General features: G+C 73.9%; 22 protein-coding genes. 5 read left to right on the top strand and 17 right to left on the bottom strand.

Annotated features, from left to right (window positions below; translation table 11 throughout):
- Positions 1-123: 123 nt before the first annotated feature.
- From IE109_RS04685 to IE109_RS04665, 5 genes are read right to left on the bottom strand one after another with little or no spacing between them, the layout of a single operon-like run.
- Positions 124-1,449 (bottom strand): lysine N(6)-hydroxylase/L-ornithine N(5)-oxygenase family protein, encoded by a 1,326-nt coding sequence (locus IE109_RS04685; protein ID WP_189549325.1) that lies wholly within the window; start codon positions 1,447-1,449, stop codon positions 124-126.
- Positions 1,446-2,033: a GNAT family N-acetyltransferase gene (locus IE109_RS04680; RefSeq protein ID WP_189549323.1), complete on the bottom strand. Its 588-nt coding sequence runs from the start codon at positions 2,031-2,033 to the stop codon at positions 1,446-1,448. Before IE109_RS04680 ends, IE109_RS04685 begins: the two co-directional genes overlap by 4 nt.
- Complete coding sequence (locus IE109_RS04675) at positions 2,030-3,817, bottom strand: IucA/IucC family protein (RefSeq protein WP_189549321.1); 1,788 nt, start codon at positions 3,815-3,817, stop codon at positions 2,030-2,032. The genes IE109_RS04680 and IE109_RS04675 overlap by 4 nt, the downstream gene beginning before the upstream one ends.
- Positions 3,814-5,352: a pyridoxal phosphate-dependent decarboxylase family protein gene (locus tag IE109_RS04670; RefSeq protein ID WP_229890550.1), complete on the bottom strand. Its 1,539-nt coding sequence runs from the start codon at positions 5,350-5,352 to the stop codon at positions 3,814-3,816. Before IE109_RS04670 ends, IE109_RS04675 begins: the two co-directional genes overlap by 4 nt.
- A gap of 11 nt (positions 5,353-5,363) precedes the next feature.
- Positions 5,364-7,175: an IucA/IucC family protein gene (locus IE109_RS04665; protein WP_189549319.1), complete on the bottom strand. Its 1,812-nt coding sequence runs from the start codon at positions 7,173-7,175 to the stop codon at positions 5,364-5,366.
- Between the two features lie 192 nt (positions 7,176-7,367).
- Between IE109_RS04665 and IE109_RS04660 the strand changes: the two genes are divergently transcribed.
- Positions 7,368-8,891, top strand: a complete 1,524-nt coding sequence (locus IE109_RS04660; RefSeq protein ID WP_189549317.1) for an MFS transporter — start codon at positions 7,368-7,370, stop codon at positions 8,889-8,891.
- Positions 8,892-8,901: 10 nt separating this feature from the next.
- Here IE109_RS04660 and IE109_RS04655 read toward each other — a convergent pair whose 3' ends face one another.
- From IE109_RS04655 to IE109_RS04645, 3 genes are read right to left on the bottom strand one after another with little or no spacing between them, the layout of a single operon-like run.
- Complete coding sequence (locus IE109_RS04655) at positions 8,902-10,977, bottom strand: iron ABC transporter permease (RefSeq protein WP_189549315.1); 2,076 nt, start codon at positions 10,975-10,977, stop codon at positions 8,902-8,904.
- Positions 10,977-11,972: an ABC transporter substrate-binding protein gene (locus IE109_RS04650; RefSeq protein WP_189549314.1), complete on the bottom strand. Its 996-nt coding sequence runs from the start codon at positions 11,970-11,972 to the stop codon at positions 10,977-10,979. Before IE109_RS04650 ends, IE109_RS04655 begins: the two co-directional genes overlap by 1 nt.
- Positions 11,973-12,028: 56 nt before the next feature.
- On the bottom strand, positions 12,029-12,832 hold the full coding sequence (locus tag IE109_RS04645) for an ABC transporter ATP-binding protein (RefSeq protein WP_189549312.1): 804 nt from the start codon (positions 12,830-12,832) through the stop codon (positions 12,029-12,031).
- Positions 12,833-13,205: 373 nt separating this feature from the next.
- Here IE109_RS04645 and IE109_RS04640 point away from each other — a divergent pair, with 373 nt between their 5' ends.
- Positions 13,206-14,156, top strand: coding sequence for an NAD-dependent epimerase/dehydratase family protein (locus IE109_RS04640; RefSeq protein ID WP_189549310.1), 951 nt, complete (start codon positions 13,206-13,208; stop codon positions 14,154-14,156).
- Between the two features lie 65 nt (positions 14,157-14,221).
- Positions 14,222-17,665, top strand: coding sequence for an aminotransferase class I/II-fold pyridoxal phosphate-dependent enzyme (locus tag IE109_RS04635; protein WP_229890608.1), 3,444 nt, complete (start codon positions 14,222-14,224; stop codon positions 17,663-17,665).
- Here IE109_RS04635 and IE109_RS04630 read toward each other — a convergent pair.
- The 7 genes from IE109_RS04630 to IE109_RS04600 form a co-directional block, all read right to left on the bottom strand.
- Complete coding sequence (locus IE109_RS04630; RefSeq protein ID WP_189549308.1) at positions 17,658-18,215, bottom strand: toxin; 558 nt, start codon at positions 18,213-18,215, stop codon at positions 17,658-17,660. The two genes, IE109_RS04635 and IE109_RS04630, sit on opposite strands and share 8 nt — an antisense overlap.
- The gene (locus tag IE109_RS04625) at positions 18,212-18,652 is read right to left on the bottom strand and encodes a helix-turn-helix domain-containing protein (RefSeq protein WP_189549307.1); all 441 of its coding nucleotides are present in this window, start codon (positions 18,650-18,652) and stop codon (positions 18,212-18,214) included. The genes IE109_RS04630 and IE109_RS04625 overlap by 4 nt, the downstream gene beginning before the upstream one ends.
- A gap of 385 nt (positions 18,653-19,037) precedes the next feature.
- Positions 19,038-20,192, bottom strand: coding sequence for an MAB_1171c family putative transporter (locus IE109_RS04620; protein WP_189549305.1), 1,155 nt, complete (start codon positions 20,190-20,192; stop codon positions 19,038-19,040).
- Between the two features lie 40 nt (positions 20,193-20,232).
- Positions 20,233-20,943 (bottom strand): TetR/AcrR family transcriptional regulator, encoded by a 711-nt coding sequence (locus IE109_RS04615; RefSeq protein WP_189549303.1) that lies wholly within the window; start codon positions 20,941-20,943, stop codon positions 20,233-20,235.
- Between the two features lie 331 nt (positions 20,944-21,274).
- Complete coding sequence (locus IE109_RS04610) at positions 21,275-21,949, bottom strand: DUF3618 domain-containing protein (protein ID WP_189549301.1); 675 nt, start codon at positions 21,947-21,949, stop codon at positions 21,275-21,277.
- Positions 21,925-22,365, bottom strand: coding sequence for a phage holin family protein (locus IE109_RS04605; protein ID WP_229890548.1), 441 nt, complete (start codon positions 22,363-22,365; stop codon positions 21,925-21,927). The genes IE109_RS04610 and IE109_RS04605 overlap by 25 nt, the downstream gene beginning before the upstream one ends.
- Entirely contained in the window at positions 22,362-23,117 is a 756-nt protein-coding gene (locus IE109_RS04600; RefSeq protein ID WP_189549299.1) for a hypothetical protein, read from the bottom strand. The genes IE109_RS04605 and IE109_RS04600 overlap by 4 nt, the downstream gene beginning before the upstream one ends.
- Positions 23,118-23,397: 280 nt before the next feature.
- Here IE109_RS04600 and IE109_RS04595 point away from each other — a divergent pair, with 280 nt between their 5' ends.
- Both IE109_RS04595 and IE109_RS04590 read left to right on the top strand, forming a co-directional pair.
- Positions 23,398-23,886 carry a DUF2243 domain-containing protein gene (locus IE109_RS04595; RefSeq protein ID WP_189549297.1) on the top strand — a complete coding sequence of 163 codons (489 nt, stop codon included), beginning with the start codon at positions 23,398-23,400 and terminating at the stop codon, positions 23,884-23,886.
- Positions 23,883-24,749, top strand: coding sequence for a cytochrome c oxidase assembly protein (locus IE109_RS04590; protein WP_229890546.1), 867 nt, complete (start codon positions 23,883-23,885; stop codon positions 24,747-24,749). The genes IE109_RS04595 and IE109_RS04590 overlap by 4 nt, the downstream gene beginning before the upstream one ends.
- A gap of 484 nt (positions 24,750-25,233) precedes the next feature.
- On the opposite strand, the gene IE109_RS04585 is transcribed toward IE109_RS04590, so the two are convergent.
- Positions 25,234-26,040: a DUF2637 domain-containing protein gene (locus tag IE109_RS04585; protein WP_189549295.1), complete on the bottom strand. Its 807-nt coding sequence runs from the start codon at positions 26,038-26,040 to the stop codon at positions 25,234-25,236.
- On the bottom strand, positions 26,033-26,257 hold the full coding sequence (locus tag IE109_RS04580; RefSeq protein WP_189549293.1) for a hypothetical protein: 225 nt from the start codon (positions 26,255-26,257) through the stop codon (positions 26,033-26,035). Before IE109_RS04580 ends, IE109_RS04585 begins: the two co-directional genes overlap by 8 nt.
- Between the last annotated feature and the right edge of the window lie 362 nt (positions 26,258-26,619).

Genomic DNA, 26,619 nt, shown 5'->3' with positions numbered 1-26,619 from the left:
ACGTGGGCATGCTGATGAGGCGTCTGGCGGGCCATATTCATCAACCTCCCTCGCCGGTGCCGGTGTGCCGATGATCGTACCAACGTGCCCGCCGGACCGGAGGGCGGTCCGGCGGGCACGGGCTCACGACACCGCCCTCGGTACGTCGAAGCTGGTGAACGCGCTCCGCTGCGGCAGGCGGTAGGTCTCCCGTCCGGTGATCGCGTTCAGGATCGTGGCGTTGCGGACGGCGCCGATGTCCAGGTTCGGTGCCGACACACCGTGGCTGTGGATCTCCGCGTTGGCCACGAAGACGCGGCCGGTGACGCCGTCGGCGAGCTCGACCGAGTGGTCGGCGCGGACGCGCGGGCGGCCCCGTTCGTCCCGCAGCAGCAGGTCGTCCACCGGCGCCAGGAAGGCGGGCGTCCGGTTGCGGTAGCCGGTGGCGGCCACCACCAGGTCGGTGGTGTGCGTGAAGCACTCACCCGTGTCGCGGTGACGGCAGGTCAGCACCGCGCGGCCCGACTCCTCGTCGACGGCCGCCGACTCCACCGCGATGCCGAAGCGCAGCTCCACCTCGGCGAGGCCGTGCTCCAGCTGGCGCCGGTAGAGCAGCTCGTGGATCTCCTCCAAAGTGTCGGTGGAGATGCCCTTGTAGAACTGCCACTGCTCCTTCACCAGCCGGTCGCGCACGCCCTCGGGCAGGGAGTGGAAGTACCGCATGTACGCCGGGGTCGTCAGCTCCAGGTTCATCTTGGTGTAGTCGAGCGGCGCGAACGACGAGGTGCGGGTCAGCCAGCTCACCGCCGGTCCGCCCTCGACGTTCCGCCCCAGCAGGTCCACCACCACCTCGGCGCCCGACTGGCCGGAGCCGACGACCGTGACCTTCCCGGCGGCCGCCACGTCGGACGCGCGGTACAGGTAGTCGGAGGTGTGCAGCAACACCGGTTCGGGCAGGCCCGCCAGGGCGTCCGGGACGTACGGCGCGGTGCCGATGCCCAGCACCAGGTCGCGGGCGCGCATCCGCAGCCGGGTGCCGTCACCGCGTACCGCGTCCACCGTGAACCGCTGTCCGGCGGCGTCCCACCGCACCTGGTCCACCCGGTGCGAGAAGCGGACCGAGGGCAGCCTCGCCGCCGCCCAGCGCAGGTAGTCCTCGTACTCGCGGCGCGAGGGGAAGAAGTTCTCCCGCACGGTGAACGTGTACAGCCGGTCCATGTCGTGCAGGTAGGCGAGGAACGACAGGGGGTGCCAGGGGGCGACGAGGGTGACGAGATCGGCGAGGAAGTTCACCTGCATCGAGGCGTCGCCGAACATCATCCCCCGGTGCCAGGTGAGTTCGGGCCGCTCCTCCAGGACGACCAGGTCGACGTCGTCGACGGTGGAGGCCAGCGCGGCCAGGCCCAGGTTGAAGGGGCCGCAGCCGATGGCCACCACGTCGTGGTCACCGGTCGGGACGGTCGCGGTCATCGCGGCATGTCCTCCTCGCGACGCGGACGGACCATCAGGGCGGCGGTCTTGTCGGGGAAGGAGACCTCCCCGGCGGGGCGGAAGCCCGCCGCCTCGAACGCCCTCAGCGAGGGCGCGTTGGTCACGTCCGGCTCGGCGACCACCCGGGTGCACCGGGGGTCGGCGGCCAGCAGGCCCTCCGCCAGGTCCCGCAGCAGGGCCCGGCCGAGCCCCTTGCCGGTGCGGCCCTCCTCGCCGATGGCGATGTGGACGCCCAGGTCGTGCGGCAGCCGCGCGTAGTGGTCGGCGAGCCGGTCCCGCACCACCCGGTACACCTCGATGTACGCGAACGGCCGGCCGTCCAGGTCGACCAGCACCGGCAGGATCGCGTCGCCCGCGAGGTGCCCGGCGATCTCCTCGTACCAGCGCTCGCGCGGCCACGCCTGGTGCCAGAAGGCGTCGATGTGCGCCGACTGCATCCAGCCGTGCACCAGGTCCAGGTCGGCGCCCTCCGCCCGGGCCGGCCGGGCCGACCAGGGGGCGCGCAGTAAGGGCAGCGGCGGGCCCGGGACGGTGGACGGCGCGGCAGGCTGTGCCGAGGTCATGCGCTGGCCTCCTGAAGGGGGTTGGGGGCGTCGAGGTAGACGGACTGGGCGTCGAGCGGGGCGAGGACCTCGTCGATGCCGTGCAGCCGGGTCAGCAGGTTCCCCTTGCACGGCAGGGTGGGGGCCTCCAGCCAGCGGCGCGCCAGCCGGTCGCCGTCCGGCCCGGCGGCTGCCAGCGCGGGCAGCGCGGCCCGCAGCCGGCCGGCGAGCACCGCGAGCAGGTCCCGCTCGTCCGCCAGCCCGTCGACGGCGAGGCAGCCCACGACCGACAGCGCCTGGTTGCGCAGCAGGTAGTACGAGAGCCGGTCGTCGACGAGGGCGTCGTCGACCACCGCGAGCGTCGAGGAGTCCGCGCCCAGCCGCTTCAGCAGCCCCGGCAGGTGCGACGCCGCCAGGTAGTAGCCCTGGTTGTCGCGGAACGTGGAGCCGGTGACCCGGCCCGCCGCGTCCAGCCGGACCAGGGTGTTCTGCTGGTGCGCCTCCAGGCCGATGCCGGTCGCGGCGTACAGGTGCAGCATCGGCACCAGCACCTTGTCCGTGTAGTCGGCCGTCCACCGCTCGGCCGCCCCGGGCCCGAGCGCGGCGACGAGTTCGCCCAGCGCGCTCCGGCCGAGGCCGGGGCGCGGGGCCACCAGTCCCACCAGGCAGCGCAGGTCGGCGATGCCGTCCGGGACCTCGCGCACGGCCACGTCCAGGCCGGTCACCTCCGGCCCTCCGGGGCGGCCCGGCTCGTCCACCGCGAGCCAGGCGGGATCGCGGGTGATGGCGAAGCCGGGGTGCGCGCGGAAGGTGCTGCCGGCGTACCCGGCGTCGAGGAGCCGGTTGATCTCCAGGCCGCGCCTCAGCTCCGTACGGGTCGACTCGCGGCGGGAGTTGGTCAGCCGCAGCCCGAGCGAGAGCTTCAGCATCACCTCCGCGTCCGGCCGGTACACCGTCCGCACGCTGGAGGTGGGCCACCACTCGGGCCCCAGCTCACCGAGCGGCTCCAGCGCGCCCGAGGCGACGAGCGCCCTGATCCGGGGCCGGTGCAGCAGGTCCCGGGCCTGCCAGGGGTGGGCGGGCACCAGCACCCGCCCGTCGCCGGGGCGGCGTCCGGCCAGATCGGCGAGGAGGGCCACGGTGTCGCGGCCCGCCAGCGAGGGGGCGCCGTCGACGGCGTCGTGGGAGACCACCGACTCGTCGGCGGCGAACCAGTGCAGCCGGAACGAACCGCGCAGCTCGGGCGAGAAGGCGGCGGCGTCCCGGTCGGAGATGCCGTCCCGGCTCTTGGGCGCCGGGTGGTTCAAGTGGCCCAGCAGCAGTGCCTGTTCCGCGTCGAGGAAGCCGTCCGTGCCGGGCGGCGGTTCCGGCCGCGCCCGCCGCTCGGAGAGGAACGTGGCGACCCGGCGCACGGACTCGGCGGTGCGCTCCACGAGGTCGGCGACCTCCCCGGCCGGGACGCCGCCGGGACGGCCGCCGCCGCGCGCCGCCGCCTCGGTGGCCAGCAGCGCGACCGCCGTCACGGGGTCGGCCGACGGGCCCAGCGGCCCGCCGGGTCCCTCCAGGCGGGCGGGGGCGAACCGGTGCCAGCCGGTGGGGGAGCGGTGCGTCACCTCGGTGACGAGGGTCAGGCCGGTCGTGGGCAGCTCCACCCGGAGCGGGCCGGGCGCGACGGGCGTGCCGGTCTCCCGCAGCCAGCACCGCAGCAGGGCTTCGATGTGGGCGTGCTCGGCGGCGCCGCGGGCGTCCGCCGCGTGCAAGGGGTCCTGGCGGGTGGTGGTTGCCGCCGTGGTGGTGATGCTCATGCGGCGCCCTCCTCGATGAGTCGTTCACAGGTCCGGCCGGCGTCGAGGACGGTGTCCACGAGACCGTCGATGTCGGCGGTGGTGGCGGTGGGGTTGAGCAGGGTGAACTTCAGGCACACCCGCTTGGGGGAGCCCGGTCCGCCCGCCCTCGCCTCGGTGCGCCCGATGAGGGCGGTGCCGGACTCCAGCAGCAGGCGGCGCAGCGCGCCGTTGAGCTCGTCGGAGGCGGCCGGGTCCGCGCCGCGGTAGCGGAACAGCACCGTGGTCAGCTCGGCCGGGGCGACCAGCTCCAGCGCGGGTTCGGCGGCGATGCGCCGCTCGGCGTGGCGGGCGAGGTCGTGGCACGCGTCGACCATGCGGCCCATGCCGCCGCGGCCGTACGCCAGCAGCGTGGCGGCGGCCTTCACCGCGTCGGGGCGGCGGGTGGTCTGGAGACTGCGGCCGAGGAGCCCGTCGTACCCCGCCTCGGTGTCGTCCACCGGATTGAGGTAGGCGACCTCGCGGTCCAGTGAGGTGAACGCGGTCGTGTCGGAGACCAGCAGCACGCTGGTGGCGGCCGGCTGCCAGCCGATCTTGTGGAGGTCCAGCGTGACGGAGTCGGCCAGTTCGAGACCGGCCAGGCGGCCGGCCAGCCGCCGCGAGAACAGCGCGCCGAACCCGTACGCCGCGTCGACGTGCATCCACACGCCGTGCCCGGCCGCGATCTCGGCGATCTCCGGCAGCGGGTCGACCGAGCCGAAGTCGGTGGTCCCGGCGGTGGCGACCACCGCGACGGGCGTGCGGTCCGGGCCGAGCGCGTCCAGGGCGGCGGCCAGCGCGTCCGGCCGCATGCGCCGGCGCTCGTCGACCGGTACGGGGCGCACGGCGGCCTCGCCCAGCCCGAGGGCGGCGCAGGCGCGGTGGGTGGAGAAGTGGGCCAGCTCGGAGCAGAACACCACCGGACCGGGCAGCGCCGCGACCCCCTGTGCGCGGGCGTCGACACCCCGCCGCAGCGCGGCGGCGTCGCGGGCCAGCAGCAGGCCCATCAGGTTGGACAGCGATCCGCCGGGCGTGAGGACGCCGTCGGCGCGCTCGCCGAGACCGGCGAGCCGGATCAGCACGCCGATGAGCCAGCGCTCCACGGCCAGGGCGGAGGCCCCGGAGTCGTAGGTGTCCAGGGAGGCGTTCTGGGCGCTCGCCAGGGTGTCGGCGGCGACGGCGACCGCCAGCGACGGCGGCTGGAGGTGGGCGGCGGCCCGGGGGTGGGACAGGTCGATGCCGCCCTCGACCAGCAGGGTCGTCAGCAGCTGGAGCGCCGCTTTGGGGCCGAGCCCCTCGGCGGGCAGTTCCTCGGGGCCCAGCGCCCGGGAGGCGGCGGCGAGGACCTCGGCGGGGGTGCCCGCCGGGACGGGGCCGCCGGGCCTGCGGGCGGCCGACGCGGTGTCGACCGCCTCGGCGAGCGTGGCGAGGACCTCGGCGAGCCCCTCGTGGGAGCCGGCGAGCAGGGTCGGGGGAAAGGGGGACAGCGGGGGCCGTGTCCCGGTCAGCGGTGTCACGCCCGGTCTCCTCAGTGCTCGGCCAGCGGGTTGGGGTGCGTGCCGTTCGGGTACAGCGCGTGGCGCAGTGCGCGGTCGGTGTACCGGGTGACCACGATCCGGTCGCGGTTAAGGCCGTAGCGGGGGATCTCCGGGGTGAGCAGGTCGTACTCGGCGAACCGCTCGGACAGCTCGGGGAACCGCCGCTGGAAGTCGAGGATCGTCTGCCGGACCAGCCGCCAGAACGTCTTCTCCGGTACGCCGAGCTGGTCGGCGCAGAGCGGCGCGAGATAGCGGAAGTGGCCGACGAAGACCTGGTCGACGACGTGCTGCTTGATGATCGACGGGTGCTTGCGGGGAAGCACGTGGTCGTGCCCGTCCGGCTCGGGTCCGCGCTCGGGTACGTCGGTGAACGACACGCACACGTCGTCCACGAAGTCCTTCAGGTACAGGCGGGCCGGCACATCGTTCTCGTCGTACCCGATCAGGGTGTTCTGCCCGTGCGGGTTGAAGGTGACGCCGTACCGGTACAGCACGTGCATGATCGGTACGAGCAGGGTGTCGAACAGGCGCCGCAGCCACTCCTGCGGGTCGAGCCCCGAGGAGCGGACGAGTTCGGCGACGAACGCGTCGCCCGCGCTGTCGACGTGCAGCAGCGAGGCGAAGGTGCGCACCCGCTCGCCGGGGTCCCTGCGCGCCGACACCGAGTCCCGCCAGATGCAGCCGAGCGTCTCCAGGTGCTGGTAGGGCGCGTCGTCGAGCTTGGTGAGGTAGGGGTGCCTGACGGTCACCGACGCGACCTCGCCGAGGAACACGGTGCGGCACTCCTCGGTCAGGAACGCGTCGCGCTCGACGAGACCGCGCAGCCACTGGGTGACGACCGGCGCGCCCATGGTGCAGTGCGGCGGGATGCCGCGCCAGACGAGGGTGTTGAGGATCTTCAGGGGGAGTTTGACGTCCCACCGCTCGGGGGTGGTGACGTTGGCCATGGTCCGGATGGACTGCCCGGGCAGGTACGCGTCGGGGCTCTCGCCCAGCGGGATGACGCGGCGCTGCGCCACGTCGGCGGCGTGCAGGATCTGGACGGCGTGGTCCCACTGCCAGGGGTGGACCGGCAGCCAGACGTAGCCCCCGGGGTCGACCCCGGCCTCCCGGAGGACGGCGGTGAACCGCTCGCGCGTCGCGTCGTCCAGCTCCCGGGCGAGGACCTGCCTCTCGGACAGCTCGGAGGTGCCGCGGAACTCGGCCAGACCGCGGTGGACGGCCACCCAGCGGAGCGTCAGGGTCTGCGCGGATTCGGGCGCGTACCGGCGGACGTCGGTGGCGGAGAAGCCGATGCGTCCCTTGTTGGCCACGAGGAGGTTGTGCCCGGTCATGCGGCACTCCAGCTCGGTGTGGTCCAGGGCGCGCAGCTCGGCCACGGTCTCACCGCCGTGGGTGATGCGGGCGGCGTCGACGGCCAGGGTGGCGGACAGCTCGGTGAAGTACGTGGCGATGGTCGAGGGGTCGCTGCCGATCGTCGACGCCGCCTCGATCAGGAACTCCTGCGCGTCCCAGGCGGGCTGGGCTATGGAGTTGCCGAGCATGCTGGTGGCGGTGCGGGTGATCGAGGCGGGATCGACGCGCAGCCAGCCGAACGCGCCGGGAGTGGCGGTGAAGGCGTACGTGGTGCCGCTGTCGAGGTCGACGCGGTAGCCGCCGTCGCCGGTCCCGACCGCCTTGAGCATGTCCTCGAAACACCACTCGCCCAGCGCTTTGGCGAGCAGCCGTCGGTTGGCCTCCCGCCATGCCGCGGGGGTCACGTCCGGCAGCGCGGGCACGGGGTGGTCGGCGGGGGTGGGCATCAGGCGGCTCCGATGTCTGTCCGGATCATTGCGCTCGAACACCTGGACGTCCAAGCGGAGTTACATTAGGTTAGGCTTACCTAATGGACAAGGTCAACTTTCGGCCAACAGGCCCCAGTTGACGACTGACGCCACGTCAGTTGCCCTGTCTCGTCAGGGGCCGAACCCCCCATCTCCTGGAGGTGATCAGCGGTGCCTTCCCGCCGTCGCACCCCGCGCTGGACATTCGCCCTGGTCAGCGCCGGTGGCGTGATGATGACCCTGGACGTGACCGTGGTGAACGTCGCCCTGTCCGACATCGCCCGGGATGTCGGAGCCGGACTCGGCAGGGTGCAGTGGACCGTGTCGGCCTACTCGCTGGCGTTCGGCGCGCTGCTGCTGACCGCGGGCGCCCTCTCCGACCGCGTGGGGCGCCGCACCGTGTTCACCGCCGGCATGGCGCTGTTCACCCTCGCGTCCGCCGCGTGCGGGCTGGCGCCGGACGCCGGCACCCTCGTCGCCGCCCGCGCGGCCCAGGGGCTGGGCGGCGCGCTCGTGTTCGCGCCGACCTTGGCGCTGCTGGCCGCCGCGTACGAAGGCGCCCGACGCCAGGCCGCGATAGCCGCCTTCGCCGCCATCGCCTCCGCGGCCGGCGCGCTCGGCCCCATCGTCGGCGGCCTGTTCGTCCAGGTCCTGGGATGGCGCTGGATCTTCCTGGTCAACGTACCCATCGGCATCCTGGTGGTGGCCGGCGCGCTCACCCGCATGCCCGAGTCGGTGGCGCCGGGGGACGCCCGGCGCCGGCTGGACCCGGCCGGCGCGGCCCTCGGCGTCGGCGCGCTCCTGGCGCTGCACTACCCACTGGTCACCGGCCCCGAATCCGGCTGGGCGGCGCCCGAGGTGCTGCTCTCGGCGGCCCTCGGCGTTCTCCTCGCCGCCGCCCTCGTGGCCAGCCAGCGGCGCGGCGACGGCCTGCTCGACATGACCCTGCTGAGGATCCGGGCGTTCTCCGGCGCCGCCGTGCTGGGCTTCCTGGCCCGGCTGACGAGCCTCGGCGTGCTCGCCTTCGTCACCCTGTGGCTCCAGAGCACCCACGCGTACTCCCCGCTCGAAGTCGGGCTGCACCTCCTGCCGCTCACCGGCAGTCTGCTCGTCGCCGGGCTCTTCGTGGCGCGCCTGCAACGGGCCTTCCCGCCCGACCTGCTGGTCGCCGCCGGCTTCGCGGCCCAGGGGCTGGGGCTGACCGGGCTCGCCGTCGCCTCCACCGGCGTCGGCGGCGCAGGCCGGGCCGTCACCGTCGCCGCGCTGGTGCTCCTCGGCATCGGAGGGGCCGTCATCTTCCCGCCGCTCATGGGCGTCGCGGTCGGTGCCGCGCCCGCCGACCGGGCGGGGATGGCCTCCGGGCTGACCAACGCCTGCTACCCGCTCGGCACGGCGACCGGCGTCGCGGTCTTCGGCGCCGTCTTCTCCGCCCGGCTGAGCGACGGCCTCGGGACCGTCCCGGGCGTCACCGGTCCGGTGCGCGAGGCCGTCGAGACCGGGCGGCTCGACCTGCTCGACCCCGCGCTCCAGCCGCTCGCCCGCACGGCCTTCTCCGGCGCCTTCACCGCCGTGTGCCTGGCCTCCGCGCTCGTCTGCCTGCTCGGAGTCCTGGCCGCCCGGACGCTCCGGGCCGGGGCGGAGGCCGCCGGGGGCACCGCGAAGCGCCCCCGGTCCCGTATCGCTCAGACCTCCTGAACCCCGACCGTCACAACCGACGCAGCAACCACACCAGGTACGGGGCGCCCACCAGCGCCGTGACGATGCCCACCGGGATCTCCGTCGGGGCCAGCAGCCAACGCCCCAGGGCGTCCGACGACACCACCAGCACCGCCCCCAGGACGGCGGCCATCGGCACCGCCCGGGCCGTGTCGTTGCCGACGATCCGCCGGGCCAGATGCGGGGCGACCAGCCCGACGAAACCGACCGCGCCCACCGCCGCCGCCGTACCCGCCGCCAGCACCGCGCCCGCGCCGAGCACCAGCAGCCGGGCGCGGCCCAGCTCCAGCCCGAGGGCGCGGGGCAGGTCGTCACCGAGCGAGAGCAGGTTCACCGGCCGTGCCGCGGCCACCAGGGCCACCGCCACCAGCGCCGGCAGCGCCAGCCAGCCCAGCGCGGAGAAGTCCCGGGCGTACGTGCTGCCCGCGAGCCAGCCGAGCGCGGAGGACACGTTCATCTGCACGCTGACGACCATGATGTTGACCAGTGCCATCGAGGTGGCGGCGGCTCCCAGGCCCACCAGCACCACCCGGGTCGGGTCCAGGCCGGCCCGCCCGTCCGTGCGGCTCCCGCGCGCGACCAGCACCACCAGGGCGAGCATGGCGACGCCCCCGACGCCCGCCGCGGCCGGCAGGGCCACCAGCGGCGCCGACGGCACGGCGACGATGACCGCGATCGCGCCGAGCGACGCACCGCCGGTCACCCCCACCAGCCCCGGCTCGGCCAGCGGGTTGCGTACGACCGCCTGCACCGCCGCCCCGGCCACCGCCAGGCACGCCCCGGCCAGCGCGGCCACCAGGACGCGGGGCAGCCGGTAGTCGACCACCGCCTCGGTGATCTGCTCGGCGGAACCGAACAGCGCCGCGACGAGCTGGCTCCAGGTGATCTCCACATCGCCCACGCGCAGCGAGACGGCGATCGCGACGGCCAGGGCCACCAGCCCGCCGCCCAGCACCACCGCGAAAGCGGGGGCGCGCCGCCGGCCGGACACCACCACCGCGGCGCCCGTGTCGGCGTCACCCGTGCTCACCCGGCGCGCCAGAGCCATGAACACCGGACCGCCGATCAGCGCCGTCACCACACCGACCGGGATCTCGGCGGGCTGCGTGGCGGACGGCGTCACGACCAGCTGGGCCGCCGCGTCGGCGCCCAGGACCAGGGTGGACGCCAGCAGCGCCGCCATCGGGATGAGCAGCGCGTGGGTGCGGACACCCAGCTGCCGTACGACCACCGGGCCGATCAGCCCGACGAAGCCGATCGGGCCGGCCAGCGACACGGCCGCCGCCGACAGCAGCACGGCGACCAGGAAGGCCGCCGGGCGCACCCGTTCCACCCGTACGCCCATGGCCTCGGCCGTCTCGTCCCCGAGGGCCAGCAGGTCCAGCGGGCGCGCCAGCAGCGGGGCGAGCAGCGCGCCGGCCGCGACGACCGCGCCGAGTGTCAGCGGCCGCTCCAGGCCGGACTGCATCAGCGTGCCGTTGCCCCAGAAGAACAGCCCCCGGGTCGCCTGCACGTCGAGCATCTGGAGGAACTCGGCGCCCGCGGTGCCCGCGAGCGCCACGGTCGCACCGGCGAGCAGCACCCGGCCGGGCGTCATCACCCCGTTGCGGCTGAGCAGGTACACGACGGCGACCGCGACGAGGCCGCCGAGGAACGCCGCGCCGCCGGCCGGGACGGGGCCGAGGCTGATCCCGGTGAAGGCCACCAGCACCACGGCGAAGTACGCCCCGGCGTTCACGCCCAGGGTGTCGGGCGCCGCCAGGGGGTTGCGGGTCGCGCCCTGCACGAGGACGCCGGAGACGCCGAGCGCGACTCCGACGACCAGCCCGGTCAGGGTGCGCGGCAGGCGGCTGCCGAGCAGGACGTCCTCGGTGCGGGCGTCGCCGTGGCCGAGGAGCAGGTCCAGGATGTCGCCGATGCCGACTCCGGACACCCCGAGACCCAGGTGGAGCACGCCGACCACGCACAGGGCCAGGGACAGGCCGCCGCCCACGAGCAGGGCCCGCGGGCGGTGGCCGGGCAGACGGGCGGCGGGTGCGGCCGTCGTCAGTCCTTCCGGAACCATCAGACCTTCAGAGCCTTGCCGGTCTCGTCGAGGAGGTGCATCGCCGACAGCGGACCGCCGAAGAGCCAGGTGCCCGGGTCGAGCGGGAGGGCCTTGTCCTTCTTGACGAACTCCAGGCCCTTCCAGACCGCGTTGCCGGCGAGGTCACCGGTGAACGGGTCGTCGTCGTCGGCGGCGACGTACAGGAACGTCGCGTCCTTCTCGACCTTCGTCAGCCCCTCGACACCGACGGTGGTCATGCCCCAGGCGTCGGACTGGCCCTTCCAGCCGTTCTTCAGCCCGGCCAGGTTCAGCACCTGGGGGGCGATCGCGTCGTCGGTGAGCATACGGATGGAGGCGGCTCCGTTGGCGGTGAAGCCCTGCGCGAGGGCGTACTTCAGGCCGCCCTTGCCCGCCTTGTCCAGCCGGCCCTTGAGGTCGGCGGCCTTGGCGTCGATCCGCCCGGTCACCTCGGCGGCCTTGTCCTCCTTGCCGACCGCCTTCGCCAGCTCGCCGAAGTTCTTCTTCATCGTCTCCAGCTGCGGCTTGGTGGTGTACGTGAACGACAGCACCGGAGCGATGGCCTGGAGCTGCTTCAGGTTGGCCTTGGACCGGTCGTTGTCGATCACGATGAGGTCGGGCCGGAGCGCGCGGATCTTCTCCAGGCTGGGCTCGTTGCGGTCGCCCACGTCGGTCACCTTGCCCGGCAGGTCCGCGCCCTCGGCGGTGATCCAGGTGCCGTAGCCCTTGTTGTCGGCGTTGCCCGCCGGAGTGACACCGAGCGCGACCAGCTCCTCGGTGTACGTCCACTCCAGCGCCACGACCCTGGTCGCGGGCTTGTCCAGGCTGACCTTGCCCTGGGCGGTGTCGACGGTGATGCTCCCGCTCCCGGCCTTGGCCCCGCCGGACCTGTCGTCCGTCGTCCCGCCCACCGTGCCGGACCCGCAGCCCGCGGCGGTGAGTATCAGGGCCACAGCGGTTCCGCCGGTCGCGAGGGCGCGCAGCGTTCTCTGCATGGTGAGTCTCTCCTTGTGTGCTGGTGATGCGGGCGGGACCGCCGGGGCCCTCGGGTTCAGGACGCGGCGGGAGCCTGGGACCGCTGGGGGAAGCAGGCGAGATGGCCGGTGGCCGGATCGCGGACGACGCTCACGCGCAGCCCGAAGGCTCGCTCGATGACGTCCGGCGTGAGGACGTCGTCGGCCGTCCCCGCGGCGGCGATCCCGCCGTCCGCGACGACCACGACGTCGTCGGCGTAGGCCGCGGCCTGCATCAGGTCGTGCAGGACCACGCCGACGGCGATGCCGTGCTCCCGGGCCAGGCGCCGCACGACGTCGAGCACCTCGAACTGGTGGCGCATGTCGAGGTACGTGGTGGGCTCGTCCAGCAGGAGCACCCCGGCGCGCTGCGCCAGCACCATGGCCAGCCAGGCGCGCTGGCGTTCGCCGCCGGACAGTTCGTCGAGCCGCCGCTCCACGAGGGGGGCCGCGTCCGTGACCTCCAGCGCCCAGTCGATCGCCTCGGTGTCCTCGCCGGTGTGCCGGGCGAGCGCGCCCCGGTGGGCGTACCGGCCGTGCCGGACCAACTCACGGACCGTCACTCCGGCCGGGGCCTGCGAGGTCTGGGGAAGGAAGGCCAGGCGCTGGGACAGCGTGCGGCGGGCGAACGAGGCGAGGGGCGTGTCGTCGACGCGCACCTCTCCCGCGAGCGGCGGCAGGAGGCCCGCCACGGTGCGCAACAGGGTGGACTTCCCACAGCCGTTGGGCCCGACGAGCACGGTGACCGCCCCGGCCCGGAGGGACAGGTCCACCCGCTTCAGCACGGGACGGCCGCCGTGCCCGACCTCGAGGTCCTTCGCCACCAGGCGGACGTCGCCCATGGACACCACGTTCCTTCCCCCGTTGCCGGTCCGACCGCGCCACCATACAACTTAGGTAAGGCACACCTTATGGATGCTGCAGAGATCGTCCGGCTTGTGACCAGGTCGAGATCTATTGCACCACCCCACGCCCCTGCCGCACACACTCAAGCCCCCTCTGCCACACCCCCGTCGCGGTGCGTGGGCACCTCTCACGGCCACCGCCCCGCCCCCGTCCGCGCGCCGCCCCTCCGTGGCGCCTCCCGCCTCCGCCCTGACCGTCAAGTCCCCTACGCGCAAAGGCCGTTCGCGGCGGGGTCCTCCGGTGCGGTCACGGGCACCGGAGGGGGGCGCCCCCGACGAGCCGGGCGGGCCGCCGGGTTAGTGTGCGGGGGTGAACCTTCATGTCGTCATAGGTTTCGGGCCCGCCGGCGCGGCCACCGCGCGGCTGCTGGCAGCACAGGGCCACTCCGTACGCGTCATCACCCGGTCGGGCCGCAGCCCGGAACCGGGCATCGAGCACCTCGCGCTGGACGCGAGGAACAGCGGACCGCTGATCGACGCCGTCAAGGGCGCCACCGCCCTCTACAGTTGCGCCGCACCGCCCTACCACCGCTGGGTGAGCGAATGGCCGGCGCTGGCCTCGGCCACCTTCGAGGCGGCCGAGTCGACCGGGGCCGTCCTCGTCATGCTGGGCAACCTCTACGGCTACGGCCCGGTGGACCGCCCGCTGACCGAGGACCTGCCGCTCGCGGCGACCGGCCCCAAGGGGCGGGTCCGCGCAGACCTGTGGAAGCAGGCGCGGGAACGGCACGAACAGGGCCGCATCCGGGCGGTCGAGGTACGGGCCTCCGACTTCTTCGGGCCCGGCGTGACCGACGGCGGGCACCTGGCCGCCCGGGTGATGCCCCGGCTGCTGCGCGGCAAGCCGGTCACCACCCTCGGGAACCCCGACGCCCCGCACAGCTGGACCTACCTCCCCGACGTCGCCGGGGCACTGGCCGAGGTGGCCGCCGAGGAGCGGGCCTGGGGGCGCGCCTGGCACGTCCCCACCGCGCCCGCCCTCTCCACCCGGGCCATGGTCGACCGTCTGGCGGCCCGGGCGGGAACCGCGCCGGTCGCGGTCCGCGGCATGCCGCGGGCCGTTCTCGGCGTCGCCTCGCTGCTGTCCCCGCTGGTGCGGGAACTCAAGGAGGTGCGCTACCAGTTCGACCGCCCGTTCGTCGTCGACTCGAGCGCCTACGAGTCCGCGTTCACGGTGCGGGCCACCCCCGTCGACGAACAGGTCGGCGCGACGGTGGACTGGTGGCGCGACCATACGGCGGCCACCGGGTCACGGCGATGAAGGGGACCGGCGACACCCCCATGGACCCGGGGGCGACCCGGCGGGACGACATCGCGATCGTGGGGATGTCCTGCCGTTTCCCCGGTGCGCGCGACCTCCACCAGTACTGGCGCCTGCTGATGGACCCCAGGGCCCAGTTCTCGGCCGTCCCCGACACGCGCTGGCGCGGCGCCGCCTTCCTCAGCGACAACTTCCGCGACCCGTCATCCGTCTACACCAACACCATGGCGCTGCTGCCGGACGTGGGCCACTTCGACGCGGCGCACTACAACATCCCGCCGCGGCGGGCCGCCGCGATGGACCCGCAGGGCCGGCTGCTGATCGACCTCGCCCGCGAGGCGATCCAGGACGCGGGCTGGGAGGCCGAGGGCTTCGACCGCGAGGAGACCTCGGTGATCACATCGCTCACCGAGGGCGGGTACCGCGAGATCAGCACACTCCAGATCCGTATGCGCCAGCTGGCGGGCGGCGAGTTCGGAGCCCGGGTGGCCGACCCGCGGTGGCGCGAGTCGGCGCGTGCCGTGGACGGACTGCACGGCTCGTCCGCGGCCGGACTGCTGCTCAACATGGGTCCCAACACCATCAGTTCGGTCTTCGACCTGCACGGTGAGAGCTACGCGCTGGACTCCGCCTGCTCCGGCGGGCTGATGGCGGTGGCCAACGCCGTGTTCGCCCTGCGGGCGGGCCGGTGCCGCATCGCCCTCGCGGGCGGCGCGCAGCTCCAGCTCACCCCGGACCTGCTGGTGGGACTCTGCCGGATCGGCGCCATCTCGCGCAGCGGCCGGTGCCTGCCGTTCGGCGCCGAGGCCGACGGGTTCGTCCTCGGCGAGGGCGCCGGGGTGCTGGTCCTGCGCCCCCTGTCCGACGCCCTGGCGGCCGGCGACCGGGTGTACGCGGTGATACGCGGCGTCGGCACGGCCAACGACGGGACCGTGCACGGCGGAATGCACCCCCAGGCGGCCGGCCAGCTGCGCGCCCTGCGCCGCGCCTACCGCGACGCGGGCCTGAGCCCCGGCACGGTGGGCTACCTGGAGGCCCACGGCACCGGCACCACGGTCGGCGACCCCGTGGAGACCGCCGTCCTGCGCGAGCTGCGCGACGAGGCGGACGCGGCACCCGCCCTCCTCGGAGCGGTGAAGGCCGTCGTCGGGCACTCCCTGAACGCCGCGGGCGTGGCCGGCCTCATCAAGACCGTCCTGGCCGTGCACCGGGGAGTGGTGCCGCCACAGCCGGAATTCGACCTGGCCGACCGCTCCGTGCTCGACGCCGCGCGGCTGACCGTGCCGGCGGTGCCCACGCCCTGGCCGGACGCCGGCTCCGGCCTGCCGCGCCGCGCGGGTGTGAGCGCCTTCGGCTTCGGCGGCACCGGTGTCCATCTGGTCGTCGAGGAGTGCGCCCGGACACCGGCCGGCCCCGCGACACCGGACGACGGGCCACACCTGTTGCTCCTCAGCGCCCGCGACCGCGCCGGCCTGGCCCGGCACGCCCGGGAACTGGCGGAGGCCCTCGACGCCGACCGGCCGCCGACGGCCCGGGTGGCGGACACCCTCGCCCGCCGCGCCCTCCTCGCGGAGCGCCTCGCTCTGGTGGTGGACGACGCCTCCGACGCCGTTGCCAAGCTGACGGCGGCGGCAGAGGAGGTGGCGACCGGCCGTACCGGGCGGCTGGGCCCGGGACGGGTGGCCGGCACGGTGCCGCCCGGCGAGCCGCCCGAGGCGGCCGTACCGGTGCCCGGGGAGCTGACCACCGAGGCGCGTACGGCCGTGCTGACCCGCCTCGCGGAGCGCGCGGTCACCGGTGCGGGGCTGCGCCCCGTGACGGGACGCACGCCTCCCTGCACCCTGCCGCCCAGTCCGCTCGCCCCCCGGCGCCACTGGGTGGTGGACGAGTCGGCCCGCGAGGCGGCGGAGGACGCCCCCGCCCCGGCCCCCGCTTCCGTACCGCCGTCCGTGTCCGTACCGGCGCAGCGCGCGTCCGGCCGGTCCGGCGGCCCGTCCGGCGCCTCCGTCGTGCTCGGCGAGGTGTCGCGGATCGGGGTGTTCCCCCTCGCCGACCTGGACGAGGGGATGGTGCTCGTCGACGACCTGGGTTTCGACTCGCTGATGCTCCACGAGCTGGAGGCCGCTATCGGCAAGCGCGTACCGGGCTTCCGCACGGAGGAGATGTACGCGCCGGGCCTCACCATCGGACGGCTGATCGCCCTGGTCGATCCGCACCGCGACGAGCCGCCCGCCCCCGCCGCACCACCCCCGGTCGCCCCGCCGCCTGCGGCGGGCCGGGAGCCCGGGACCGGGCGCATCGAGGACTTCCCCGAGGTACGGCGGTTCGAACAGCGCCTCGAAGCCGTCACCGCCGGTGGCGCGGCCTACCCGTACTTCCGCGTCCACCAGGGCACCATCCGCGACACGACCGTGGTCGGCGACCGCTCGTACCTGTCCTTCGGCAGCTACAACTACCTGGGACTCTCCGGCCACCCGGCGGTCAACGAGGCCGCCCGCGCGGCGGTGGAGCGGTACGGCACCTCCGTCTCCGCCAGCCGGCCCCTGTCCGGCGAACGGGACCTGACGGTACGGCTGGAGCGGGCGCTCGCCGACTTCCTCGGCGTCGGCGACTGCCTGACGCTGGTGAGCGGCCACGCCACCAACGTCACGGCGATCGGGCACCTCGTGGGCCCCGACGACCTGGTGCTGCACGACGCGCTCGCGCACGACAGCATCCTCCAGGGCTGCGCGCTGTCCGGCGCGGCCCGGCGCCCCTTCCCGCACAACGACACCGGCCGGCTGGAGCACCTGCTGCGGCTCAACCGGTCCCGGTTCCGGCGGGTGCTGATCGCCGTCGAGGGCGCGTACAGCATGGACGGCGACCTGGTCGACCTGCCGGCCGTGATCGAGCTGAAGAAGCGCCACGGCGCCCTGCTGATGGTCGACGAGGCCCACAGCATCGGCACGGTGGGGGAGACCGGCCGGGGCGTGGGGGAGTTCTTCGGCGTCGAGCGCTCCGACGTCGACCTGTGGATGGGCACCCTGTCCAAGGCGTTCGCCAGCTGCGGAGGGTACCTGGGCGGCTCCGCCCGGACGGTGCGGTGGCTGCGCCACACACTGCCGGGCTTCGTCTACAGCGTGGGCCTCACCCCGGCGAACGCGGCCGCCGCGCTGGCCGCGACCGAGCTGATCGTCGCCGAGCCGCACCGGGTGCGGTCCCTGCGGCGGAACGCGGAGCTGTTCCTCGGGCTGGCGGCCTCGGCCGGCCTGGCGACGGGCTCCAGCGCCGGCACCCCCATCGTCCCGTGTCTCCTGGGCGACTCGGCGCGGACGCTGCGCGTCGCGGACCGGTTGTTCGACCGCGGGGTCATCGCCGACCCGATCCTGCACCCGGCGGTGGAGGAGGGGCTCGCCCGGCTGCGGTTCTTCGTCACCAGCGACCACCGTGAGGACGACATCCGACGGACCGTGGCCGTCCTGGCCGAGGAGGTGGCGTCCACCGCGGAAGGCGCGCGCCACGTCAGATGAGGGTGCGTTCTATCCGGCTGAGCGTGGCGTTCTTGCCCGGCTCGGCCGGTGCCGCGCCGTGCCGCCCCTCGGTGCTGCCGACCCGCTGGGAGAGCAGGTAGGCGATGATCTCCGCCTCCTGCTCCTGGACGTCGTCGTAGGTCGCGCGCAGGAGCATGTCGCGTACGAGGTCGGGGTCGAGGTCGGGGAAGAGGAGGCGGGCGCTCGCCTCGTCCAGCCAGCCGGCCCCGCGGTGGCAGCAGATGATGTGGCCCAGCTCGTGCAAGATGATGTGCTCCTGATGCGCGCTGGTCGTGTTGGCGTCGTAGAAGATCAGGTCCTCGTCGCGTGCGGCGACCCACATGCCGCACGGGTGCGACGCGGGCATCTGCATCGGGACCAGCGTGATCGGGCGGCCCCGGACCTCGCTCAGGTGGCGGCACAGCTCGGCCACGTCGGCGACGCGCGGCAGGTCGAGGTCGGCGATCCGCTGCGCGCCGGCCTTCCGGAGCCTCTTGAGGCGGCTGCGGCGGTCCTGGTCGGCCGACCGGCCCCTCCGGCCGCTCCTCACTCCTGCTCCGCGGGGTCGGTGACGGGAGGGAGGCCCTGCATCTGCCGGTACTGGTCCATGATGGCCGTGATGGCCTGAAGGTTCTCCTTCTTCATCCCGGCGGCCCGCATCGCCACCGAGCGGACGCCGGCCTGCCGCAGCGCCTCGATGGCGGCGACCTGGCTCAGGACGGACTCGGCGACGTCGTCGTCGAAGAAGTAGGCGACCGACACCCCGAAGAAGCGCGCCAGGGCGGCCAGTAGGTCGGGTGAGGGGTTGGAGCGCTTGCCGGTCCGCAGCTGCGACAGGTACACACCGCCGACCCGGAGGTCGGGATTGGCCTGCTTCAGCTCCTCGGCCACCTCGGCGTTGGTCCAGTGCCTGCCCTTGGGACGAACCGTCTTGAAGAGGTTGTCCAGACGCACTGCCAGCACGGGCCGGTCATCAGTCCCGGACATTCGCGATCTCCCTCCCGTCACCTCCTCGGCATTAGCCCTTGGCTAATCGTCAGTTTCGCAGATTAGCCGCCAGTTGACAATTGAGCGCGTCTCAGACAACGTTGGAGCTCGCCGATAGCTGGCAGCTAACTTGGTTCACGGGGGTGGCCGAGTCGGATGCCGGTGATCTCGGCTGGTCCGGCCCTCGGGGGATGGGTCGGGCCAGGACCGGGCGGGCACCACGCCCGCCCGGTCCCCACCGGCCTGGTGCGAGGGGGCCCCGCGGGGGAGACGAACGACGGGGCCCACGGGGGACGGGGGGCCCGCCCGGTCCGACGGGGGACGTCCGGACCGGGCGGGGTGCGTCACCCGTGCACGGGATGGGATGGGATGTACGGCCGGGGTGTCAGCCGTTCTTGCCCAGCCTGCGGTAGGCGGAGGCGACCTTGGTGAGCCACTCGACCTCCGCGGTGAAGTTGTCCGTGTCGCGGTCGTCGAAGTCGCCGGCGTCCTTGTTGTCGGCGGGAATCGTGCCGGCCCGCTTGGCGTGCAGGGCCTGCCGGATCTGCGCCGCCTCGGTGAACGCCTGGCGTGACTCCTCGCCGCCCGCCGCGTCCGCCCCGGTGGCGCTGCCGGCCGTGCGGTCGATGTACGGGCGCAGGTCGCGCCAGCCGTCGCGTATCTCCACCACCCGGCGGTGCAGGCGGTAGTCGAGGTCCGACACCGACGCGCCGGGCGGCTCCAGGACGATGTCGGGCGAGGACTCGTACAGGTCCCGCCAGAGCGGATAGAGCGCCCGGTACGAACGGTACCTGCGCGCCCAGTCGACCACGCCGGTGACCGACGCCCACCAGGAGGACATGGTGAGGCTGAGCGAGAGCATCACGATGCCCAGGGCACTGAAGACGGACGCGGCGACCTTCCACACGCCGATGTCGACGCCGGCGGCGGCGGTGAGGATGTTGACCGTCCGCGCCGCGCAGTAGAGGAAGAGGACGACCGCGGCGACCGAGAGCAACCGCAGCGCCTGGCGCAGCGAGGCGTTGTCCGTCATGCGCGCGTACGGGCCGCACTGGCGGAAGATGGTGACGCACGGAACCGCCTGCGAGACGATGAACAGCAGGAGGTACGTGAGGATCAGCGGCCGGCCGCTGCCGGTGTCGAAGTCCGAGGACGGCCGGTCCGGACCGTCGGCGACGAAGAAGAGGACCGCCAGCACCACGTCCAGGACGACGCCGGTGACCAGCCAGTGGCGGGACTTGCGCGCGGCCTCCTCCTCGGGCGTCGCCCACCGCAACAGGATGATCTGCGCGCTGACGCAGAACGCGACGGCCGCCAGGTGCATCACCAGGATGGCGAGGTTCCCGACGCCCAGGAAGCCGCCGCCCCCCATGGCGACGGCGCCCATCGTGAAGGTGAGGCACTGGAACAGCAGGGTGACGACGAGGGCGCGGTAGGCGTTCTCCCGCCAGCTGCGCCGCACCTGGCAGAGCCGGTAGACCAGCGCGGCGTACGACGAGAGCGCCGCGATGACGAAGCAGATGGTTCTGGTGGTGTTCAACGGCCTGGTTCCCTGCGGATGACCCGCGCGCGGCGGACGGTCAGTCGGTCGTCTCGCCCGAGGGGACCTCGAGCCCGATGCTCTCGGCCGCCACGGCGATGGCGTAGTCGAAGAACGCGGATTCGTCCCGGACGCTGTCGTGGGTGCGGCTGAAGACCTGGAACACCAGCAGCCCGATCAGGTTGCTCCACAGGACGATGCCGCGCTCGATGATGTCCGAGAACGGCGCCTCGGGCACGCCCCCGAACAGCTCCACTGCCTCCGGCAGGAGCAGCGGCGGACCGGGCACCGCGCGCCGCGGCGGCGTGAGTTCACCGGCCTCCAGCGCCGACCGCACGATGCCCGCCAGCACGGCGGGGGTGCGCGAGGCGGGCGGAACCGTGTCCTGCGGGGCGTGGTACCCCGGGACGGGGGAGCCGTAGATCAGCGTGAACTCGGCCGTGTTGTCGAAGGACCACCGCCGCAGCGCGCGCGTGACCGCGAGGAGTCGCGCGCCCGCCGGCGCGCCGGCGTCCCTGGCGGCCTGGTCGGCCCGCTCCATAGCCGCGCCCGACTCGTTGTAGGCGTCGATGACCAGGGCGGTCAACAGGGCGTCCCGGTCGGGGAAGTGGGCCTCGACGTCGGCGACGGGCACACCGCTGTCACGGGCGACCGCGTCCGGGGACACCCCCGAGGCGCCCTCCTTCGCCAGCAGTTGGCGCGCGGTGGACTTGAAGTTCTCGTCGGCGGAACCGATTCCGGATGCGTCCATGGTCAAACCGTACCCGTCGGCTACGACAGCACAGGTGTTCCACGGCCGGAGCCCTCCGGTCAGGCGCGTGATCCGGCCACCCCCGCTCACACTGGCGGGGCCGGTCCGGTGGCTGTCGACCACCGACCGGCCCCGCGGATGCGGCACCGCGCCCGCCGCAGTGATCCGTCCCGGCCTCGCGCCGGCGGGCGGTTCGATCCCTGGAGTCGCGGGTGCGGGCCGGGGTTTCGGGTCCGGGTTCGGTCCGGGTCCGGGTTCGGTACGTTCGGCGGCCAGACCCGGTTCGTGCCCGGCCCGGGCCGGGCACGCCTGCGCCCGCCGTGCGCGGGAGTCAGCGACCCGTCTGGTCGCGTACCTCGGCGACGGTGTCCTGGCCGGTGCGCCGCAGGCCCTCCGCGGTGTCCTGGCCGGCGCTCCGCGCCTGTTCCCTGGTCGTGTCCACCGCGTCCTGCGCCGTGGACTTCACCGACTCGACCGCCTGCGCGGCCGGTTCGCGCAGCTCCTCCTTGACCTCCTGCGCGGCCTGGACCGCCTGCTGCTTCACGGGCTCCAGCAGTTCGTCGGAGTGCTCCCGGAGCCGCTGCCCCGCCCGCTCCTCCGCGCTGGTGGTGGGCAGCAGGGCGGCGGTGAGCATCCCGGCGCCGAAGGCGATGAGCCCGGCGGCCAGCGGGCTGCCCTGCGTCTGCCGCTTGATCTGCCCCGGCGCCTGCTGCAGGGCCTCTCCGGCCTGGCCGGCGGTCTCCTGGACCGTCTGCGCCGCACTGCTCGCCGTGTCACCGGCGCTGCCGGCGACTCCGTGCGCCGACTGCGTCAGGCTGTCGGCGGCGTCCCGCGTCGTACCCATCACGCGCTCCTTCACTCCGCTGAGCCGGCTGCGGGCCGACCCCGCCTTGCGCCGTACCACCCTGCCGGGCGTCACCTTGTCCGCGAGGAGATCGACGTTGCGGGCGAGATGAGCGCGCCGGTATTCCACGTCGCTCCTCAGCTCCTGGGGTGTCGCGCCCATCGGGCGTCCTCCTTCAAGGTCTCCATGGTCTGTTCGGGCTTGAGGTTGACGGTGCGCAGCCGCTTGCGGCCGGTCGTGTAGAGCACCGCTCCGACGACGGCCCACACGGCCGTCACGATGAGGGCCGCCCAGGCGATGTCCATGACGTTGCCGAGCGCGAAGATCACGGTGAAGCTGCCGAGCAGCAGGACCAGATGGCCGGCGTATCCGGCTCCACCCAGCATGCCCATGGCCTTGCCGGCCTTCGTGGTCTCTTCCTTGATCTCCGCCTTCGCCAGCTCGATCTCGTCACGGACCAGCTGGGACAGGTCCGTGCTGATGTCGCTGATCAGGTCGCCGATCGACGTGTCCTGCGGGGCGGCGGGCGGCGGTGTCCGGTAGGCCACCCCGTCGTGCTCGGGCACGTGTGTCGTCACAGCCGGCCCCCTTCGCCCGGCTGGGGAGTGGTGGGGTAGGTGGGCGGTGGCGGGGCCACCACGGGCGGCGGCGACGTGGGCGGCGCGACCGGTGGGACCGTGGGCGGCGTGACCGGGGGGGCCGGGGGCAGCCCCGTCGGTGCCTCGACGCCGGTGCCGGCCCCGGCGCCGACGCCGGCCGACGGCGTCGTGTACCGCGGTCCGTCGTCCCGCTGCCCGGAGGCCACCGGGGACGAGGAGTCGGACGACCCCGCCGCGCTGACGCCCTTCCCGGCCCGCGCGACGACGAATCCCGCCAGTGCCGCGCCCGCCAGGAAGACACCGGGCCGCCGCCGGGCGAAGTCCTGCAGGTCGCTGACGAGGCCGTCGGGGCCCCGCTGCTCCAGCCGGTCGGCCACCTGGCGCCCGCCGTCCGATATCTGCCGGACCACACCGCCGACACCGGAGTCCGGCTTGCCGTTCTCGCTCATCTCCCGCAGCTCGTCGGAGAGCTGGCGGACGTTCTCCGCCAGCCGCTGCGTCTGGCTGTGCGCCTGGTCGCGGAGCTGGCCGCGTAGCTCGCCCACGAGGTCACGTGCCTGTGCCGTGGCCTCCTGGGTCAGACCTGCCACCTGCTCCTTGGCGGTGCCGGCAACCTCGGCGGCCTTGTCGCCGACCATCCCCGCGCTCTCGGCCGCCTTCTCCTGCGCTGTGCGCGCCACCGCGCCGGGCGTGCTCTGATCGCGGCGCCCTGGCTCCTCGAAGCCGCTCATGGATCCTCCAGAAATGGAAGGGAGTGCTCGTCTGCCGCTTCCGCGTACCCGCATTCGGGTCGGGCATTTACCTGAATTCCGGAAACCGCCGTGATCGGGCGATTCCGGCCGCGAAAACGGGCATGGCGTCCATGACCAGGAGGGACGCGAGCGGGGTACCGGCGTACCGGCCACGTGTGCCGGCGGCCCCCGCCACGGCCCGGCCTTGATCACGAAGTGCCGGGTACCCGCTCGGCGGGCGTGTTCACGTCCCCGGACGACCTCAGAGAGGCAGGACCAGATGAGCCGGTCGGCGCCCACCCCGGATCCCCTCGGCAAGCTCCCCCGACCGCGCGGGTCGCTGGTCGTGAGCGCGGTCATCGGGGCGGCCGTCATGGCGGCCGCCGACGAGATCGTCTTCCACCAGATTCTCGGCTGGCACCACTTCTACGACCGCTCGACGACCGCCGTCGGCCTGCTGTCCGACGGGCTGCTGCACACCGCCGAACTGCTCGCCCTGGTCGCCGGATTCTTCGCCTACGCGGACCTGCGCCGCCGCCACGCCCTGGCTCCCGCCCACGCCCGGGCCGGTTTCCTCCTGGGTCTCGGGGCCTTCCAGCTGTTCGACGGGATCGTCGACCACAAGCTGCTGCGCCTGCACCAGATCCGCTACGGGGTCGACGTCACGCCGTACGACTGGGCGTGGAACGCCGCCGGCCTCCTGCTGCTCCTCGTGGGTCTCGGCCTGACCGTGCGGGCGACCCGGCGCACCCCCGGCCCGGCCGCGTGACGGCAATACACGTCCACCCCGCCCCGGCCGACGTGCCCGCCGGCCTCGCGGGTCTCGCCGGGCCGCTGACCGCCGCCGTCGCCGTGCTCGCGGTCGGCGCCTACCTGCTGGCCGCGGCCCGGCTGCGCCGCCGGGGCGACGCCTGGCCCCCGTACCGGGACGTGTCCTTCGCCTGCGGCGGCGGCGCGCTGGCATGGGCGGCTGCGGGCGGGATGGCGGGCACGCCGGTGGGGGCCCCGTTCACCACCCATATGGCCCAGCACCTGGTCGTCGGTATGGCGGCGCCCCTGCTGTTCGTTCTCGCCCGGCCGCTCACCCTGGTCCTGCGCGTCACACCGCCCGGCCCCGTACGCCGGGGGCTCACGGCGGTGCTGCGGTCACGCCCCGCCGGTGTGCTCGCCTTCCCGCCGGTGGCGGCGCTGCTGGACCTCGGGGGCCTGTGGCTGCTGTACCGCACCGGCCTGTTCGCCGCCACCCGGGAGCACGCCTGGGTCCACGCCGCCGTGCACGCGCACGTGCTGCTCGCCGGACTGCTGTTCACGCTCGCCGTCTGCCAGACCGAACCGGTCCGCCACCGCAGGGGTCTCGTCCTGCGCGGCGGCACGCTGCTCGCCGCCGGCGCCGCCCACGCCGTCCTGGCCAAGACCCTTTACGCGGCTCCGCCCCCCGGCACCTCCTTCGCCGCGGCGGACCTGAGCGCCGGGGCGCAGCTCATGTACTACGGCGGCGACCTGGTCGAACTCGCCCTGGCGGTCGTGCTGGCCGTCCAGTGGTACGCCAGGACGGGCCGCGCCCGCGCCCGCCGCCTCGCGCGTCCGCCGGCCGGCCGCCGCGCACGGGCTTCGGGGGCGTTTCCCGGCTGAGCGCCGCCCCGGGTGCGAGGGCCACGCCCCCGGCCTCCACCGATCGGCGGACCGGCCCCTCGCCCCCCGGCGGGCCGCCCTCCATGACCGCCGTACCCCCGGGGACGCGTCCCGCCGCCGGCGGCCGGCGAACGGAAAGCGCACTGGTCACCCGCCCGACCGGGGCGGACACCGACGTCCCGTTTGCCGTTTGCGCCGGGCGCCCTGTCGGGGGTCCGCCGTCGCGGGGGCGCTGATCCGCAGCTTCTCCTCCGCCGACTACCGGTCCCAGCCGCACCGACCTGTACGGCGAGGACGCCCTGCACGCCTTCGCCACCGGCCTCGCCCCCGCCACGCCCGACGAGACGGTGGGGCGTTCACCCGTCTGCTGAGGAGTTTCGACGACGGCCCGGACGACGACACCGCGGTGCTCGCCCTCGGAGTCCCCGCCGCCCGAGCCCCCGCCCCCGGTGAGCACCTCGGGGCGGGCGGGACAGGCGGCGGCTCAAGACGGCTGCGGGACGGGGCGGTGGGGAGGCGGTTCGACGTTCCGGTGACGGGGCTTGGCCTTGCGGGGCGGCCGGGTGAGGGTGATGAAGCGGACCAACTGCTGGAAGCAGGCCAGTGAGGCCACGGTGGGCAGGGCCGCCGCCGCCATGTCCGTGTAACTCCTCGGCGCCTGCGCCATGCACAGCAGCATGGCCGTGCCGGAGAAGAGCAGGACGACCGCCCAGGAATGCGCGGCGCGACGCTGGTGCAGGGCGGCTCGCAGGATCGACAGGGACGCCACCGTCCAGGGCCCGTAGACGAGCAGCGGCCACCACCCGACCGTGCTCGCGGGGGAGTGGACCTCGGCGATGTGCCGCAGCGGGTCGTAGGCGACGATGCCGCTGAAGACGCTGACCATGGACACCAGGCCGACGGAGAGCGCGGAGAGCAGGAAGCTGCCGACGCGCGCCCAGGTGAGTACCGGCGGGCGAGCCTTGCGGCGGCCGTGACCGGCCGGGTGCGCCGGCGGCGGACCCGGAGCCACGTCGGGACGGCCCGTGACCTCCGGTTCGAGGAGGCGGTCCGTACTCTCCGGAGCCGGCCGGACCGGAGTGCGGACCCGGTCCTCCTCCATGGCCTCGTGCAGCAGGAAGGCGAGTTCCTCGGCCGGGTCCCACACCATCCCGTGCCCGTCCGTCGGCGCCTCCGGATCGAAGCGCTCGTGGAGGGTGGCCTGGTACGGCGTCGCCGGTCCCCAGGGCTGGTCGGCGTCCGGGACGGGTCCGTGGGGATGGAGCGTGTCCTCGAAGCGATAGTCACGCATGTTTGTGGAACCCCGCTCGTCCTCCGTCGGCTCCGCCGGGCAGTCCGGCTCCTCTCCAGCCGTCCAGGAACGCGTTTTCGAGATCTTCCATTGTCGCCGCGAGTTCCTGCAGCGCCGGAGCCGACCAGGTGAGGGAAACGACCATGCCGTGTCCGTGCAGCGTTCCGTTGATGCCCGAAGCGGGCGCCGACGCGGGAACGAACAGGAAATCGCCCATGGATACGGAGCTGTGGACCGGGGAAGGGCCGTCGGATTGCTCGATGGCGTGACCATCGCTGAGTGCCGCTGTCATAACCCAGCTAACGCGCGTACGAAACGCTCCGGACCTGAGCCGTCCGGGTGGCGGCAGACCCTCTTCCGGGCGACCTCTTGACGTCTAATCGGTTCTGCAAGTGTGCCCAAAGGAGAAATAAGAACACTGCGCGGGAGACAACCCCCGGCAAATCGACCACCCCGTTGGCGACTTAACAGCTTTTCAGCCCGACCCCTGCGAATGGTGACGGCTGTGGCCTGTGGGCCTGATCTCCGCACGAATGATCATCGCGGAGTCCGTGGCCGGCGTTCCGGCCGCGCGCACGG

It is taken from the genome of Streptomyces lavendofoliae (assembly GCF_014649735.1).
Classification (GTDB): Bacteria; Actinomycetota; Actinomycetes; order Streptomycetales; family Streptomycetaceae; genus Streptomyces; species Streptomyces lavendofoliae.
Note: the sequence above shows the minus strand (reverse complement) of the source record. Positions and strands in the feature narration are given on the sequence as shown.

Bases quoted from the DNA above. Each gene is read 5' to 3' on its own strand.
- IE109_RS04595 (WP_189549297.1), top strand. From the start codon at position 23,398: ATGAGCCGGTCGGCGCCCACCCCGGATCCCCTCGGCAAGCTCCCCCGA.
- IE109_RS04675 (WP_189549321.1), bottom strand. From the start codon at position 3,817: ATGAGCATCACCACCACGGCGGCAACCACCACCCGCCAGGACCCCTTG.
- IE109_RS04635 (WP_229890608.1), top strand. From the start codon at position 14,222: ATGTCCTGCCGTTTCCCCGGTGCGCGCGACCTCCACCAGTACTGGCGC.
- IE109_RS04625 (WP_189549307.1), bottom strand. From the start codon at position 18,652: ATGTCCGGGACTGATGACCGGCCCGTGCTGGCAGTGCGTCTGGACAAC.
- IE109_RS04665 (WP_189549319.1), bottom strand. From the start codon at position 7,175: ATGCCCACCCCCGCCGACCACCCCGTGCCCGCGCTGCCGGACGTGACC.
- IE109_RS04650 (WP_189549314.1), bottom strand. From the start codon at position 11,972: ATGCAGAGAACGCTGCGCGCCCTCGCGACCGGCGGAACCGCTGTGGCC.
- IE109_RS04645 (WP_189549312.1), bottom strand. From the start codon at position 12,832: ATGGGCGACGTCCGCCTGGTGGCGAAGGACCTCGAGGTCGGGCACGGC.
- IE109_RS04610 (WP_189549301.1), bottom strand. From the start codon at position 21,949: ATGGGCGCGACACCCCAGGAGCTGAGGAGCGACGTGGAATACCGGCGC.
- IE109_RS04580 (WP_189549293.1), bottom strand. From the start codon at position 26,257: ATGGGCGATTTCCTGTTCGTTCCCGCGTCGGCGCCCGCTTCGGGCATC.
- IE109_RS04655 (WP_189549315.1), bottom strand. From the start codon at position 10,977: ATGGTTCCGGAAGGACTGACGACGGCCGCACCCGCCGCCCGTCTGCCC.
- IE109_RS04600 (WP_189549299.1), bottom strand. From the start codon at position 23,117: ATGAGCGGCTTCGAGGAGCCAGGGCGCCGCGATCAGAGCACGCCCGGC.
- IE109_RS04615 (WP_189549303.1), bottom strand. From the start codon at position 20,943: ATGGACGCATCCGGAATCGGTTCCGCCGACGAGAACTTCAAGTCCACC.
- IE109_RS04680 (WP_189549323.1), bottom strand. From the start codon at position 2,033: ATGACCTCGGCACAGCCTGCCGCGCCGTCCACCGTCCCGGGCCCGCCG.
- IE109_RS04585 (WP_189549295.1), bottom strand. From the start codon at position 26,040: ATGCGTGACTATCGCTTCGAGGACACGCTCCATCCCCACGGACCCGTC.
- IE109_RS04685 (WP_189549325.1), bottom strand. From the start codon at position 1,449: ATGACCGCGACCGTCCCGACCGGTGACCACGACGTGGTGGCCATCGGC.